12 protein-coding genes are annotated in these 16,218 nt (G+C 48.8%); 9 read left to right on the forward strand and 3 right to left on the reverse strand.

What is annotated here, in order from left to right; translation table 11 throughout:
• Positions 1-3 precede the first annotated feature (3 nt).
• Complete coding sequence (locus tag HP552_RS31270; protein ID WP_175399256.1) at positions 4-2,814, forward strand: alpha-mannosidase; 2,811 nt, start codon at positions 4-6, stop codon at positions 2,812-2,814.
• A gap of 229 nt (positions 2,815-3,043) precedes the next feature.
• Positions 3,044-3,994, forward strand: a complete 951-nt coding sequence (gene dnaI / locus HP552_RS31275; RefSeq protein WP_175399257.1) for a primosomal protein DnaI — start codon at positions 3,044-3,046, stop codon at positions 3,992-3,994.
• Between the two features lie 92 nt (positions 3,995-4,086).
• Here dnaI and HP552_RS31280 read toward each other — a convergent pair whose 3' ends face one another.
• Positions 4,087-4,242, reverse strand: a complete 156-nt coding sequence (locus HP552_RS31280) for a YqzM family protein (protein WP_175399258.1) — start codon at positions 4,240-4,242, stop codon at positions 4,087-4,089.
• A 266-nt stretch (positions 4,243-4,508) separates the two neighbouring features.
• Here HP552_RS31280 and trxA point away from each other — a divergent pair, with 266 nt between their 5' ends.
• The gene (gene trxA / locus HP552_RS31285) at positions 4,509-4,826 is read left to right on the forward strand and encodes a thioredoxin (RefSeq protein ID WP_095292059.1); all 318 of its coding nucleotides are present in this window, start codon (positions 4,509-4,511) and stop codon (positions 4,824-4,826) included.
• Between the two features lie 281 nt (positions 4,827-5,107).
• Positions 5,108-7,204 (forward strand): excinuclease ABC subunit UvrC, encoded by a 2,097-nt coding sequence (gene uvrC / locus HP552_RS31290; protein WP_175399259.1) that lies wholly within the window; start codon positions 5,108-5,110, stop codon positions 7,202-7,204.
• Here uvrC and HP552_RS31295 read toward each other — a convergent pair.
• Positions 7,173-8,870 carry a CPBP family intramembrane glutamic endopeptidase gene (locus tag HP552_RS31295; protein WP_175399260.1) on the reverse strand — a complete coding sequence of 566 codons (1,698 nt, stop codon included), beginning with the start codon at positions 8,868-8,870 and terminating at the stop codon, positions 7,173-7,175. The two genes, uvrC and HP552_RS31295, sit on opposite strands and share 32 nt — an antisense overlap.
• A 485-nt stretch (positions 8,871-9,355) precedes the next feature.
• Here HP552_RS31295 and HP552_RS31300 point away from each other — a divergent pair, with 485 nt between their 5' ends.
• Positions 9,356-10,675, forward strand: a complete 1,320-nt coding sequence (locus HP552_RS31300) for a TrkH family potassium uptake protein (RefSeq protein WP_217506625.1) — start codon at positions 9,356-9,358, stop codon at positions 10,673-10,675.
• Between the two features lie 16 nt (positions 10,676-10,691).
• The gene (locus tag HP552_RS31305) at positions 10,692-11,363 is read left to right on the forward strand and encodes a potassium channel family protein (protein WP_175399262.1); all 672 of its coding nucleotides are present in this window, start codon (positions 10,692-10,694) and stop codon (positions 11,361-11,363) included.
• A gap of 63 nt (positions 11,364-11,426) precedes the next feature.
• Here the strand turns inward: HP552_RS31305 and HP552_RS31310 are convergent, their stop codons facing one another.
• Positions 11,427-12,350: a LysR family transcriptional regulator gene (locus HP552_RS31310; RefSeq protein ID WP_175399263.1), complete on the reverse strand. Its 924-nt coding sequence runs from the start codon at positions 12,348-12,350 to the stop codon at positions 11,427-11,429.
• A 294-nt stretch (positions 12,351-12,644) separates the two neighbouring features.
• On the opposite strand from HP552_RS31310, the gene HP552_RS31315 reads away from it, so the two are divergent.
• The 3 genes from HP552_RS31315 to sdhB all read left to right on the forward strand — a co-directional run bounded on the left by HP552_RS31315 (position 12,645) and on the right by sdhB (position 16,130).
• Positions 12,645-13,313: a succinate dehydrogenase cytochrome b558 subunit gene (locus HP552_RS31315; protein WP_175399264.1), complete on the forward strand. Its 669-nt coding sequence runs from the start codon at positions 12,645-12,647 to the stop codon at positions 13,311-13,313.
• Positions 13,314-13,354: 41 nt separating this feature from the next.
• Complete coding sequence (gene sdhA, locus HP552_RS31320) at positions 13,355-15,097, forward strand: succinate dehydrogenase flavoprotein subunit (protein WP_175399265.1); 1,743 nt, start codon at positions 13,355-13,357, stop codon at positions 15,095-15,097.
• A 268-nt stretch (positions 15,098-15,365) separates the two neighbouring features.
• Positions 15,366-16,130 carry a succinate dehydrogenase iron-sulfur subunit gene (gene sdhB, locus HP552_RS31325; RefSeq protein WP_175399266.1) on the forward strand — a complete coding sequence of 255 codons (765 nt, stop codon included), beginning with the start codon at positions 15,366-15,368 and terminating at the stop codon, positions 16,128-16,130.
• Positions 16,131-16,218: the final 88 nt, after the last annotated feature.

The following is a 16,218-nucleotide window of genomic DNA, read 5'->3' on the forward strand; positions in this document are numbered from 1 at the left end:
GCAATGACCGAACAACAGAATAAAGCTGCTACCAAAACCAAAAGAGCCCATATCATTTCACATACCCACTGGGACCGGGAATGGTATTTGCCATATGAGAAGCACCATATGCGGCTGGTTCAACTGGTGGATTCACTATTAGATCAGCTCGATCAGGGATCGGATTACAAAAGCTTTTATTTAGATGGGCAAACGATCATCATCGATGATTATCTTCAGGTTCGTCCGGAGCAGAAGGAGCGGCTGGAGAAGCATATCCGCAATGGACGGATTGTGATTGGGCCATGGTATATTTTGCAGGATGAGTTTCTGACAAGTGGCGAAGCCAATGTCCGCAACATGCAGGTTGGACATAAGGATGCCAAGCGTTACGGTACACCCTCGAAGATCGGTTATTTTCCGGATACCTTTGGTCTGGTCGGACAGACTCCGCAGTTGATGCTGCAATCCGGCATTGATAACGTCTTTTTTGGACGAGGCGTGAAACCTACAGGCTTCAATAATACGGTTTCGGATGCGGGATATGAATCCAGCTTCTCGGAGCTGATGTGGGAAGGACCGGATGGATCGAAAGTGCTTGGTGTATTGTTTGCCAATTGGTATTCCAACGGTAACGAAATTCCGGTAGACGAGGCATCAGCTCGCAAGTTTTGGGAAACCAAGCTGGCAGACGCCGAGAAATATGCCTCGACCAATGAGCTGCTCTATATGAACGGTTGCGACCATCAGCCCATTCAACGCGATCTGCCGGAAGCGATTCGGATGGCTGAGCAGTTACATCCCGACATCGAGTTCGTTCACTCCAACTTTCCGGATTACCTGACTGCACTGAAAGAATCGGCTGAGCATGAGTTGTCCACCGTCAAAGGAGAGCTGCGCAGCCAGCGTACCGATGGCTGGGGAACCTTGGTGAATACGGCCTCGGCTCGTGTTTATTTGAAACAGATGAACCAATGGGGTCAAGCGATGCTGGAAAAAGTGGCTGAGCCGCTGGCCTCCTACGCGTATATGCTGGGGCATGCTTATCCGCATGATCAGCTGACGTATGCCTGGAAAACGCTGATGCAAAATCATCCGCATGACAGCATCTGTGGCTGCAGTGTGGATGAGGTTCACCGCGAGATGGTCACACGATTCGAGAAGAGCCGTCATGTCGCTGAAGCAATGATTGAAGAGAGCACAAGCCAGATTGCTGCCTCGGTGGATACCTCGATCTTTGCAAGTTATGGCGAGGATGCACGTCCACTGATCACCTTCAATACGACAGGTTGGGAGCGCAGTGGTGTTGTTCAGATAGAGTTGGATGCGGCTCGCTTATACTTCCGTGATGGTTTTTCACTGGAAGATATGGCTGCCCAAATGAACAAGCTTGACCTGTCTGGTCACATTCTGGTTGATGAAAAAGGGGCACATGTTCCGTGTACAGTAGAAGATCTGGGGTTGCAGTTTGGTTATGATTTGCCGGATGACCGATTCCGCCAGCCGTACAGCTGCCGCCGGGTCAGAATTACATTTGAAGCCGAAAATGTGCCTGCACTTGGCTTGAAATCATATGCCTGGGTTCGAAGTGAACTGCCGCAAGCCGAGAATGTTAAGGGAGACCTCAATCCGATGGGCTCAACATTGTTGCGTGGCGAACGGGGCATGGAAAATGAATATGTTGCCGTAAAGATCGCAGACAATGGTTCCTTTACACTGAAGGATAAACGAACAGGCCGGACTTACAAGGATCTTGGCGTGTATGAGAATGTTGGCGATATTGGTAACGAGTACATGTTCAAGCAACCGGAGAACGAAGTGGCTCTGACGACGAGTGAGCTGCAAGCTGAAATCCAGATCCTTGAAGATACGCCGTACCGTGCTGCCTACGAAATCGTCCATCATTGGGAAATTCCGGTGTCAGCGGATGAGATGCTGGATCGTGAACAGCGGGAACTGATCTATTATCCGCATCGCAAGGCACAGCGGTCCAAACAAACCGTAACGCTTCGCATTCGCACGCTCTTGTCGTTAAGCCGCAGCGGAAAAGGAGTTCGTTTGGAAACCACGTTCAACAATCAGGCGAAGGATCATCGTGTGCGCGCTCTGTTCCCGACAGATTTGGAGACTGCTGTTCATCATGTGGATTCCATGTTCGAAATTGCTGCTCGTGATAATGTACCCGCACCAGAGTGGCAAAATCCAAGCAATACGCAGCATCAGCAAAGTTTTGTGGATGTGAGCGAAGAACAGGCTGGGTTAGTCGTTGCCAATCTGGGTCTGAATGAATATGAAGTCCTTCAGGATGGACGCAATACGATTGCCGTAACGCTGCTGCGCGCTGTGGGGGAACTCGGAGACTGGGGATTGTTCCCGACACCGGAAGCACAATGTCTGGGAGAGCATTCGTTCCAGATTGAGATCATTCCACATGATGGAAATGGCGCATCGTCAGGTGCATACATCGAGGCTTACCAGTTCCAGGTGCCGTGGACTTTGGTCCAAACCGATGTTCATTCAGGCATGCTGTCATCAGCTCATACGCCATTTGAGTGGCAAGGAGAAGGTATGGCATTCTCCTCACTGAAAGTAAATGAGGAATCAGGAGATCTGATGATGCGCTGGTACAACATGGTGCCGAGCAAAACCCTGCTGCAACTTTCAACTGCTGAATTGAATACACAGCAATACGACGAGGCATACAAGAGCAACATTTTGGAGGAAAAGGGCGAGAAATTGGCTTCGTCCGATCATTCTGCTGGACCAGTTGGCAGCAAAGAATGGTCCATCCAGGCAGGCCCTTGCGAGATAGTTACCTTAGGTCTGCACCGTTAAGCCTCAACCCTAGGGAGGCGTCATGGTCATTATGTGATTTCACCGCGATGCGCTGCATCATGAAGGAAGATCGTTTTTTCCAGCCGGAACATGTTGAGTTATGCCTCGAGTTTCTATAGAATGAACAATAGAATTGCAATCGATCGAAGGATACTCTGCCATCATCATGGTTATTGGTAAAATTCAGGTGGTTCATTCTATATTGAATACATTAAGGGGGCTTGAAGCCATGGAATCCTTGGGAGGACTGCTTCAGCAGCTGAATCCTTCCTTTCGTGAGCAGTCGCGGCGAATAGCGGCGGAATTGATGGAAGATCCGTACGTACGCGAATTCCGCGCAGGTCATCCGGAATTGAAAGATGCACAACTCATGACCGATCTGAGCAAGCTGTATCAGTATGCCCGAGATTCGAAGAACTGTGCGAATTGTCCGGGCCTGGACAACTGTCCTAACGATTTCCAGGGTCACTTTTGCAAACTGGAAGTAGAGCATTTTAACGGTAAACCCGAAATTATAGATAAAAAAGCTCCGTGTTCCAAGCACATTGCAAGGCAAAATGAGCATGTGATCAAGAAGAGAATCCGCAGCTTCTATGTGGACGAGCGTGCACTTAGTGCCGGATATAACGATGTGGAAATTATGGGCAAGGATCGGATGCGTGCTCCGGCGGTGAATCAGGTTCTGCGTTATATTAACGAGACCAAGGAAAATGGGTTGTCTCCGCAAGGACTGTTTCTTGAAGGATCATTTGGAACAGGCAAGACGTTTCTAATGTGTTATCTGCTGCACGAATTGGCCGTCGCGGGTTATACGGGTGTCATTATCTATATGCCTGATTTTGTGGAAGATTTGAAATCCATGATCACTGAAGGGCAGAAACTGAAGGAAACGACAGATATTCTCAAAAGCTGTGACCTGCTTATCTTCGATGATATTGGCGCAGAGAATCTGAATCCTTGGGTTCGGGATCATGTGATGGGCTCCATTTTGAACTACCGCATGAATCGCAAACCGACGTTCTATACGTCCAACTATAATCTGGATGGGCTTGAGAAGCATCTCAGCTTTACGAGCAGGGATGGCGAGGAGACGAACAAGGGTCAGCGTTTGATGGACCGCATTCGTCCATTTGTCGACGTGGTCTCTGTTCGGGGCGAGAATCAGCGTGGGAAGCGCTAATCTGTATTATGCACAAGTAGTCCACAAAAAAGCCTGGCTTTTCGCGGTAATCGCGGAAACCGGGCTTTTTTGGTCCTGCGCGGGCCTGAATCCTATTCGGTCAGGAATTTGAAGATGACCATACCGAAAAAGATCACGGTCATCAGGCCACCCATGCCGGCAACACCCGCAATAAGATCAAACAGATCGTTACGGGGCTCCTCGTTCACATGTTCACGCGGGTCGTTGATCCGCACATTTGCGTCCATGTTTATTGCCTCCTTATGAGGATCGACAGCTCGCCCTTCCAGGGAGCTGAAGCCCGGAGTAATTTTAGTATACTTGGAAAAGAAAGCGTTTGTAAAGATTTTGCAGCAATCGTGTCAAGTTTGCCAATTGTGAAGATTTGATGGTGGAGAGATGAACATTGACGCATGTATTTCACAACTTTAGATGACCTGTGTTATACTGGAAGTGTCGTTCACGACGTTACAGGTTAAAATAAACCGTAAGTATATATAAGGAGGACAATTTCATGGCTATTGTTAACGTATCCGATCAATCCTTTAACGCTGAAGTCGAAGGAGAAGGAACGGTTCTTGTTGATTTCTGGGCGCCTTGGTGCGGTCCTTGCAAAATGCTCGCTCCAATCCTGGAAGAGCTGTCCACCGAAGTTGGCGATGCAGTGAAAATTGCCAAAGTCAATGTTGACGAAAATCCGGAATCCGCTTCCCGCTTCGGCGTAATGAGCATTCCGACATTGATCTTCTTCAAAGACGGTCAACCCGTTGATAAAGTGGTTGGTTTGAATTCGAAAGAAGCACTCAAAGGAATCATTGAGAAGCACCAATAATTCACTAGGCTAACAGATACGCCTCCGGTTATGCGCCGGGGGCGTTTTGCGTCGAATATCTTTTTATAGGACAATATAAAGTAAGCATTATTTACACTTATAATGTAGAGTACAGAACCGATTCGAAGAAGCGAAGCGCTCGCATTTATCCCCGGATTTCCCCATGCAAATGGGATCAAAGAAATCCGGGGATAACGGCGATCGGAGGACGGTACTGTAATCGGAATGGCTGAGTGTAACCGTTGATTATACTTTTTTCGGAAGGGAGGACCCACCGAATTATGGATGAATTCATAAATGTCCTGCAAGAGCAGGAGCAGGCACTGGAGCAGATTCGGCATAAGCTGGCGCTGCTGCCCGACATGCCAGGCTGTTATTTGATGAAAAACAGCGAAGGGACCATTATCTATGTAGGTAAGGCCAAAGTGCTGAAAAACCGCGTACGCTCTTATTTTATCGGCAGTCATAACGGAAAGACGCAGCGTCTGGTATCCGAAATCCGTGATTTCGAATACATTGTGACCGGCAGCAATATGGAAGCACTCATCCTGGAGTGTAACCTGATCAAAAAACACATGCCGCGTTATAACGTCTTGCTCAAGGATGACAAAACCTTTCCCTATCTTAAAATTACGAATGAAAAGCATCCCCGGCTCGAAGTGACCCGGCGCGTGCTGAAAGATAAAGCCAAGTACTTCGGACCTTATCCGAATTCATACGCGGCACACCAAACCAAAAAGCTGCTTGACCGCATGTATCCGCTGCGCAAATGCGGCGTGATGCCAAAGGAAGTGTGCCTCTATTATCACATGGGACAGTGTCTTGCCCCTTGTGTGAAGGAAGTGGAGAAGGAGCAGTACGACCAGATTTCGCAAGAGATCGGTTCATTCCTGAGCGGTGGTCACGAAGAAATCAAGAAAGATCTGCAGCGCAAGATGCAGGAAGCGGCAGAGGATCTTTATTTTGAACGTGCCAAGGAACTGCGCGATCAGGTGATCGCCATCGATGCGATGATGGAAAAACAGAAAATTACGATGGCGGATGCCAGAGACCGTGATGTGTTTGGTTTCGCCATTGATAAAGGCTGGATGTGTGTCCAGATTCTATATATGCGTCAAGGGAAAATGATCGAGCGCCATGTCTCGACATTCCCGTTTTATGGCGAAGCGTATAGTGACTTCATGTCCTACGTGACACAGTATTATAGCGATAACCCGGCATTGCCGCAGGAGATATTACTGCCGGAAGTTCCTAAAGAACTGGCTGCTGGGGAAGAAGGGGATACAGCTGATGCTGCCATTGCTGATGTGCCAGCTGCTGTGACATCGGAATCGGACCGTTTGTCATCAGCACCAGATGATGGTTCTGCTGATGAACCATTGGTTGCCGAGTCCCGTGCATCTTATGGGGAAACTCAGGCTCCTGAAGGAACTGAAGGAGAAGTGCAAACCGATATGACTCAAGATCTTTCCGATCAACAGGAGAGTGCTGTTGAAGAGACAAACCGACCTGGACTGGAAGATCCTTTCCAAGCGGCAGCCGCTCTGCAGGAATGGCTGGAGATCAAGGTGCACATTCCCCAGCGCGGGTTGAAACGTCAAATGATTACGATGGCTGTGGATAACGCGCGTGTGGCACTGGAAGAGAAGTTCCGCCTGATTGAACGAAACGAAGAACGCACATCCAAAGCATCTGAAGGTCTCGGACGATGGATCGGGCTGGACCAGCTGCGCCGGATCGAAGCGTTTGATAACTCGAACATTCAGGGTACCAACCCGGTATCGGCGATGATTGTATTTACCGATGGCAAACCGGATAAGAAGGAATACCGTAAATATAAGGTCCGTTCGGTTGAAGGACCTGACGATTATGAAACGATGCGAGAAGTCATTCGCAGGCGGTACGAGCGGGTGCTGAAAGAAAATCTCACCCAGCCTGACCTGATCGTTGTGGATGGCGGGAAAGGGCAGATTTCGGCAGCTGTGGACATATTGGAGAACGAATTGGGACTGTTTATTCCGGTATGTGGTCTCGTAAAAGATGCCAAACACAAAACGTCTCAGCTGATGATAGGCAATCCGCCGGAAGTCATCTCACTGCCGCGGGACAGCCAGGAGTTTTATCTGCTGCAGCGAATTCAGGAAGAGGTTCACCGCTTTGCAATCTCATTCCACCGGGAGCAGCGCGGAAAGTCCATGGTCACTTCGCGTCTCGATTCCATTCCAGGCATTGGCGAGAAGCGCCGCAAATTGCTCCTGAAGCATTTTGGCTCTTTGCGCAAAATAAAAGAGGCCAGCGTCGAAGACTTCCGGCCTCTATCGATTGGTGATAAGCTTGCCAAACAAATTATTGCAGCACTTCGGGATGAGGAGTCGTAACATACGACTTCTCTTTTTTTTGCGGATTCATTTTGTAGATGACATATCCAACGATGGCTGGGAGCACAATCCAGAAGATCCCTGCGGAGACGTTCAGCACATCACCCATGAAGATCAGGCTGAGTCCCATCAGCAGGCTGTCGAAGATGACATGGCTGAAGACAACAGCAATAAAGCCGTGACGCAGCATGACCAGACTGAACAGCAATCCGATGACCATCAACTCAATAGGACGTGTAATGACCGGATAGATTGGATACAGGGTATGTCCGAGTGCCCAGATCAGCGTTGGGATCAGACAGGCGATGAAGGTGTTTCGCACCATTTTCTGCATCATGCGAATTCCGAACAGACGGTATACCGCTTCCTCTCCAATTCCGGCCATCCAGGCCATGATGGGAAAGATCCAGGCGTACGACATATTGTATGTCGATTGATCTGCCGAGGTGGTAGACCAGCTTCCGATGCTTCGTTCCAGAATGAAGAATAGGATCGATTGAACCCCTAGCAGAATAAATGCCCATAGGTAACCCGCATACATACTATGAAGGACATATTTGCCGTATCCAGGCTCTTTCGCACGCGGCCAGGGATTCAGTCCGATTTTGCGCCACATGCCATCACCTGCAACGAGTGAGAGGTAGATGGTTGCACTCATGACCAGTGTGATTCCTGTCTGCATGATCATCAGAAAGGCGAGCATGAAACTGGATAGGCCCTGTGCCTCGAACAACGGAATCATGTTAAGCGTACCGATCACGGATGCAGCGAAGTATACCAGTGACAGGATGATTCCGCGTTTGAATGTCGTGTGGGTCCGGGTGAGAATGCTGTAGATAATCGCCAGTACACCGAGTACAAACGTCAGGAATGCATAGCCTCCATACGTCATCCAGTTGGCCTGACGGGTTTGTTTTTGGACATAATCGATATGGGCGTCAGGGACCGAAAAGACGGATTCAAAGGAGCGGACCGCTCCGTTTTCAAAGGTGAAATTCAGTTCCAGCTTGGAATCGCCAATCTGCTTCTCAGCATCCGTGTAGGTTAGACCCCCTTCACCTTCGCGAGTCTCCAATTGAAGTTTAGGAACTTCATAGCCGAATTCGCCAAGAATTCCAGAAGCAAGCTGCTCTTTTTCGTTCAATGAAATATTGCCTTCAGCAAGCTGAATCGTCGCATTACGTTTGCTCTTATCCTGCTCGACTTCAGCTGAAGCATACAGGGAGGAAGGAACTTCCCGTTTGAAACCGACGACTTTTCCTGTTCTCATATGTACGTCTACATTCAAATAACCGCCGTTGTCCTCATCGGGCAAACGAACGCGGAACACATCGTAGGGATACGTTGCTTCCCATTTTTGATTATAAGTGTCAAGCTGTTTGGTTTTGGCCATGTATCCGTAGATATCGGAATGGGTTTGATAGGTGACCAGTGTCTTTCCGTTATCCGTAGGAAGTGTGTAATCGGCTATGGAAGCTGCAAAGGATCGTGCAGATTGTGCTGCCTGTTCCTTGCTTATAAAGGACGTGGACTGGATATCTGTGGTTTGTGATGAAGTAGCAGGAAAGATCTGAAAGACAAAAAACAAAATCAGGCCAATCGCCGCCAGCAACCCTAAACGCTTGAAATTAGCTTTGAGTACCAAAGGCTGCCCTAAGGGGTTCATGTAATGGTGTTCCTCCTTTATTAATTTGGATATTAAAGTAAAGATATCACAGGCCTAACCCTGAATGCCAATGATGAAACGAAAAGACGTGCAAATCCTTGAAAATGAATGAAAATGATCGAAAGAATCTGATCCATCCATCGATATATCTGAGTTTTTCCCTTTTTAGCGGAATTCGATGCTATTTACACAAAAATCGTTTTGTCTGTAAGAGTCATAGCGCTTATAATTTTTGAAGCAAATGTGCAATATTCCGCATGTCTTTAGCCTTGCAGGGGAACGAATAAAAGGATTCCAACCTTAATGCATATGTGGCTTTGACTCAAATCATACATGTTTACGCTCCGAAATGGGGCTTATCCAAAGTTCAGATCGCTGACGTGATGTCGGATGGATAAGTAATTCGGAGAAAGGCTCCACATCGTGGAGTCATTTTCTTTTTGGCAGAGGTGGATGATCGACAAGTGAAACTAAATGTTCAATGGATGAAGCTATCGCCTCCGCGGATTCTGGTATTGGGTTTTGCCGGAATCATCCTGCTGGGAACATTGCTCCTCATGCTTCCGGTTTCCAGCCGCAGCGGGGTCAGCCTTCCCTTTATTGATGCATTATTTACGGCCACGTCCGCGGTCTGTGTCACAGGCTTGGTTGTGGTAGATACAGGTACGCATTTCTCGGTGCTGGGTCAGGTGATCATTGCTATCCTGATTCAGATCGGCGGTCTTGGCTTTATGACCATGTCCACGCTGGTGGCAATTGCATTCAAACGGCGGATTTCCCTGCGGGAGCGATTGATTTTGCAGGAAGCGATGAACCAGAATACGATGGAGGGCATTGTGCGGCTGATCCGTAAGGTCGTGGCGTATTCTCTCATTTTGGAGGCTGTATGCGGCACGTTGTTTGCTATCCGCTGGTCATTCGATATGCCTTTCGGACAGGCGATCTATTATGGATACTGGCATGCGATCTCCATGTTTAATAATGCAGGCTTTGATATGTTTGGTGATTTCCGCAGTCTTACCGGGTATGTATACGATCCTCTTGTGAATTTTACGGCCATGTTTCTGATTGTGGCTGGAGGCATTGGTTTTATCGTGCTGTCCGATCTGGTGGATTATCCCAAAACGCGCAAACTGTCGCTGCACTCCAAGGTTGTACTATTAACAACGGGGTTGCTGATCGTATTCGGTGCGTTGGTTATTTTTGTGTTTGAGTTTACTAATCCCCGAACATTGGGGGGGCTGAACTGGGGTGGGAAACTGCTCGGATCATTCTTTCAATCGATTACGCCACGTACTGCAGGGGCCAATACGATTGATATTGCCGGTCTCAGGCAGGCAACGCAATTTTTCATCATTATGTTAATGTTTATCGGGGCTTCTCCAGGTTCCACCGGAGGCGGAATCAAAACGACAACCTTTATGATCATGATCGGAGCTGTGATCGCGATGATGCGCGGCAGGGAAGATATTGTATTTTTCAGATATCGGCTCGCCCAGGAACGTATTTTCAAGGCATTGACGATCACGCTCCTTGCGCTATTGTTGATCATCACCGTGACCATGGTGCTCACGATGACGGAAGACAGTGGTTTTCTTATGATTTTATTTGAGACGACATCTGCTTTTTCTACCGTTGGTTTATCTATGGGACTGACCTTGAAGCTGACGGCGTTCGGGAAGCTCATGATCTGTTTCATGATGTTTGCGGGACGGCTTGGACCCATTACGCTAGCGTATGCACTTGGACAGAAAAAGGGTAAAGAACTGTATAAGTATCCTGAAGGAAAAATGATTATTGGATAGGGGTTCGTGAAGAACAATGAAAAGACAGCAGTTTGCGGTGATTGGACTGGGGCGTTTCGGTTCGAGTCTGGCACAGGAATTAATGGAACTTGGCTATGAGGTGCTTGGCATCGATAAAAATGAAGAGGTCGTTGAAAATATGAGTGAATTGGTCACTCACGCTGTCGTGGCGGATGCCACAGATGAGGAAGTGCTGCGCTCGCTGGGGATCCGTAATTTCGACTGCGGCATTGTGGCGATCGGGGACGATATCCAGACCAGTGTCCTCACCGCAATCCTGTTAAAAGAGCTCGGCGTGAAAACGGTCGTTGCCAAGGCGATATCCGTTTTACACGGGCGGGCCCTCGATAAGTTGGGCATCGATCGCGTCGTTTATCCCGAACGGGACATGGGCATTCGGGTTGCCCATCAGCTCGTCACTCCAAATCTGCTGGACTACATTGAACTATCCAACGATTACAGTATCGTGGAGATGAAGGTTCCGGCTTGTCTGCACAATAAAACGTTGTCCACGCTGAATGCACGTGTTCGTTTTGGCTGCAGTATTGTAGCGCTGCAGAAGGAGACTGGAGTCATCATCGCTCCGACTGCACTGGACTCGCTTCAGATGGGCGACATCATGGTCATTATCGGAATGAATGATGACATCGACCGGTTCGAACAAGAGGTGATCAGCCAGGAGAGTTGATCCGACCCTGGCATTTAGAAGAAGACAATATGCGGCTCGTTAGGTGGCTCAATCACAGATCAATTAAGGCGTCGTAGTCCTCCTGGAGGGCAGCGGCGCCTTTGCTGTAAAGAGCGCAGCAGTTTCCTTGACCCACTGTCTGGACGTTTCGCTGAGGTCCTCCTTTTCCCCATAGATCATGCAGGTTGTTCGGCGGGTCTGCTGCAGCTGGGGCAGGTACACGGAGACCAGATCATTGTCCGCAAGCAGTTGAGGTCTTAGATAAGACTTTGGCAGCAGAGCAGCAGCCTTGCATGTAGGCAGAAGTCGCACGATGGCTTCGAATGAATCAATCTCCATGCGGATATCCGGCATGACGGCACAGCGCTGGAACAGATCGTCTGTAAGCTTGCGATACCAGGTACCTTTGGAAAAGGTGATCATGGGCAGATCTTGCAAATGTTCCATCCCGGCCTCTTTGCCGGACAAGGGATGCGTAAGCGGCACAACCAGTACCAAATGATCATCAAAGAGCGGCACACAGTTCAGCCCGGCTTCATTAATGGAAGAGGCAACAATGCCGACATCTGCCTTTTTGTCCCGTACAAAGGAGACAATCTCATGCGTTTTACCAGTCACGAGCTTGATCTCCGCGTTGGGGTGTTTTTCCATAAAGGCATTGACCAAAGGTGGCAAGGTGGTCTGAAGTGTGGTCAGGCTCGCTCCAAGCGTTATAGCGCTTTGCTCCTCATCCTTGTACTGGGCAAGCATAGTCAGAAATTTCTGCTGCTGCTGCTTTTGTTCCACAGCGAACGTGTAGGCAAGCTGGCCGACACTGGTCAATTCAAGACGTTTGCCGCGGCGGTGAAAGAGGGCTACCCCCAGTTCATCCTCCAATTTGGCGATCTTGCGTGACAGGGCAGGCTGAGACAGATTCAGCAATTTGGATGCACGATTCAGGCTCGACTGCTCCACGACTGCCGCAAATGCATTTAACTCCTCGAACATATACACTGACCTCTTTTCCATGGGTTGTGATTGTTGTCCTTGATAAATCGTTTTCAATGCGATATGCCTGCTTATCCGATGTTTCAGCTCTTATACCTATAGGTTATAACATTTAATAATTATATTGCAATTCCATTATAAGAAAAAAAGGAGTAACATGAATTGTGACACAAGTTGTTCACACCTGATGAAAACGGAACAATTTGTCGAACCTTTCCTCGGGAAAGGTTTGTGTCATGATATGCGAACGATTTTATGAAAACGTTGTATTTAGCGAAAGGGGAACGACATTTTATGAAAGGGTTTTACTCCAGAAAGCTGCACTCCTTGCTTGGCGTCATCCCGCTCAGTCTGTTTTTTTTAGAGCATCTGGTGACGAACTTCTCGGCAGTTGAAGGCGGCAAAGAAGCTTTTGACGGTGCTGTTGCATTCCTGAACAGCCTGCCTCTTGTTATTGTTTTGGAAACGCTTCTCATCTGGTTGCCGCTGTTCTATCACGGTGTATACGGTCTGTACATTGCCTACCAGGCCAAGCCTAATGTGGGACGATACGGCAATGAACGCAACTGGCGCTACACATTACAGCGGATCAGTGGTGTCATTACGTTTGTTTTCGTAATCTGGCATGTGTGGGAAACTCGCGTTCAGGTTGCATTGGGTAATGTAACGCACGAAGAACTTGGCGGTGTCATTCATGACGTCGTGATGAACCCGGTAACGTTTATTTTATATCTGATCAGTGTGGTTGCGGCCTCCTATCACTTTGCCAACGGCTTGTGGTCGTTCCTGGTCAGTTGGGGGATTACCGTCGGTCCGCGTGCACAGCGTGTATCCTCTTATGTGTGCATGAGCCTTTTCGGTATTGTGGCGATTATGTTCATCGCGTCATTGTTTGCTTTCCGGAGCATTGATTTCCAGACAGCGACAACAATGATTGATGTGGTTAAGACAGTTCTGATATAAGCATTTGTGATAAATGCTGACTTATAAGGGAGTGAACAGCAATGGCATCATCTAATGTAATTATTGTGGGCGGAGGTCTCGCGGGCTTGATGGCGGCGATCAAATCGGCTGAGGCCGGAGTCCATGTTCATTTATTTTCATTGGTTCCCGTCAAAAGATCCCACTCCGTATGTGCTCAAGGCGGCATTAACGGTGCGGTAAATACCAAGGGTGAGGGCGACTCCCCGTGGGTTCACTTTGACGATACCGTATACGGCGGTGACTTCCTCGCGAACCAGCCACCGGTTAAAGCAATGTGTGAAGCTGCACCTGGCATTATCCACCTGATGGACCGGATGGGCGTTATGTTCAACCGGACACCGGAAGGTTTGCTTGATTTCCGCCGTTTCGGGGGAACCAAGCATCACCGTACGGCATTTGCCGGAGCAACGACAGGACAACAATTGCTCTACGCATTAGACGAACAGGTTCGTCGCTGGGAAGCGGCAGGTCTGGTTACGAAATATGAGAACTGGGAGTTCCTGCAGGCGGTTGTGGACGATGAAGGTACCTGCCGCGGAATCGTAGCCCAGGATCTGAAAACGATGAAGGTGCAGACATTCCCTGCAGAAGCAGTTATTCTTGCAAGCGGCGGCCCAGGTATCATTTTCGGTAAAACAACGAACTCGGTTATCAACACGGGTACAGCAGCAAGTGCGGTGTACCAACAAGGCGTCAATTACGCTAATGGTGAATTCATTCAGATTCACCCGACAGCTATTCCAGGTGATGACAAGCTTCGCCTGATGTCCGAATCGGCTCGTGGTGAAGGTGGCCGGATCTGGACGTACAAAGATGGCAAGCCTTGGTACTTCCTCGAAGAGAAGTATCCATCCTATGGTAACCTCGTTCCGCGTGATATCGCGACACGTGAAATCTTCAGCGTCTGCGTAGATATGGGACTTGGGGTCAACGGCGAAAACATGGTTTACCTTGATCTGTCTCACAAGGATCCGAAGGAGCTGGACGTGAAGCTCGGCGGTATCATTGAAATTTACGAGAAGTTCATGGGTGATGACCCGCGTAAAATCCCTATGAAAATCTTCCCGGCAGTCCACTATTCCATGGGCGGCATGTGGGTGGATTACAATCAGATGACCAACATTCCAGGTCTGTTCGCTGCGGGTGAATGTGAATATCAATACCATGGTGCGAACCGTCTGGGAGCAAACTCTCTGGTTTCGGCCATTTATGGTGGTATGGTGGCTGGTCCGAAAGCAGTTGAATATATCAAAGGGCTCAAAAAATCGTCCGCAGATATCAGTTCTTCTGTCTTCGATGGGTATACCAAACGTCAAACGGATAAATACGAAGGCATCCTAAAAATGCAGGGCAACGAAAATGCCTATGTCATTCATAAAGAGCTTGGCGAGTGGATGACGGCGAATATGACCGTTGTACGCTACAACGATAAACTTGAAGCCACGATCGGCAAAATCAAGGAATTGAAAGAGCGTTACGGCAAAATCAACATGTACGATACATCCGGCTGGAACAACCCGGGTGCGGCGTTTACCCGTCAGCTGTGGAACATGCTCGAACTGGCTGAAGCCATGACGCTTGGCGCATTGCTGCGTAATGAAAGCCGCGGAGCGCACTACAAACCGGAATTCACAGAGCGTAACGATGAAGAGTTCCTGAAAACGACCATCGCCAGCTGGTCGAAGGAAGGCCCGCAAATCTCGTACGAGCCTGTGGACGTTTCCCTGATCCCACCACGGATCCGGGACTATTCGAAGGACTAAGCAAAGACTACCGCAATCCAGAATGAATTATTGCTACTTTCAGTAAAGTGACTTTTTAGGACGACGTAGCGGAGGAAGCGGAAATGTCCTGAAGAAGCGAAGCGTTCGCCTTTGACACCCTATTTTTATCCGATTAATAATTCATTCAGTAAAATGGGGGAGCAACAGCGGTCGGAAGGACATTCCGCTGACGGAGCGTCTACTGTGCACACAACGTCTCTTTACGCATCAGCAATCAATCATCGTCACCAAAGGAGGGGACAACGATATGGCGGAACCAGCTACAGCCAACAAAACCGTCAAGTTTATCATCACCCGTCAGGACAGTCCGGAGTCATCTTCGTACACCGAAGAGTTTGAACTTCCGTATCGTCCCGGCATGAACGTTATTAGTGCCCTGATGGAGATTCAGCGAAACCCTGTCAACAAAGAGGGCAAGTCCATTGCCCCGGTCTGCTGGGAATCGAACTGTCTCGAAGAAGTATGTGGAGCATGCTCCATGGTGATCAACGGTAAGCCGCGTCAAGCGTGTGCTGCCCTGATCGACAAGCTGGAACAGCCGGTTCGTATCGAACCGATGAAAACCTTCCCGGTTGTACGTGACCTTGTCATCGATCGTAACCGGATGTTTAATGCCCTGAAACGGGTAAAAGCCTGGATTCCGATCGATGGTACCTATGACCTCGGACCAGGTCCTCGGATGCCGGAGAAGAAGCGTCAGTGGGCATATGAGCTGTCCAAATGCATGACATGTGGTGTGTGTCTGGAAGCTTGCCCTAACGTCAATGAGAAAACAGACTTTATCGGTCCGGCAGCACTTTCTCAGGTCCGCCTGTTCAATGCTCACCCAACCGGAGAGATGAACGCCGAGGATCGTCTGGAAGCCCTCATGGAAGATGGAGGAATCGAGGGCTGCGGTAACTCGCAGAACTGTGTGCGCTCTTGTCCAAAAGGCATTCCGCTGACAACATCCATTGCAGAAATGAACAAACAAACAACCAAGCATATGTTCAAACGCTGGTTGGGCGTGTAATCTCGTCATAATCATTGCAGAGGTGGAATCTGCAAATTTAGAAGAAGTCGTGATCCAAGGCAGCTTGCTGCCGGGGATCACGACTTCT

Origin of the sequence: Paenibacillus xylanilyticus (genome assembly GCF_013359935.1) — a bacterium.
Classification (GTDB): Bacteria; Bacillota; Bacilli; order Paenibacillales; family Paenibacillaceae; genus Paenibacillus; species Paenibacillus xylanilyticus.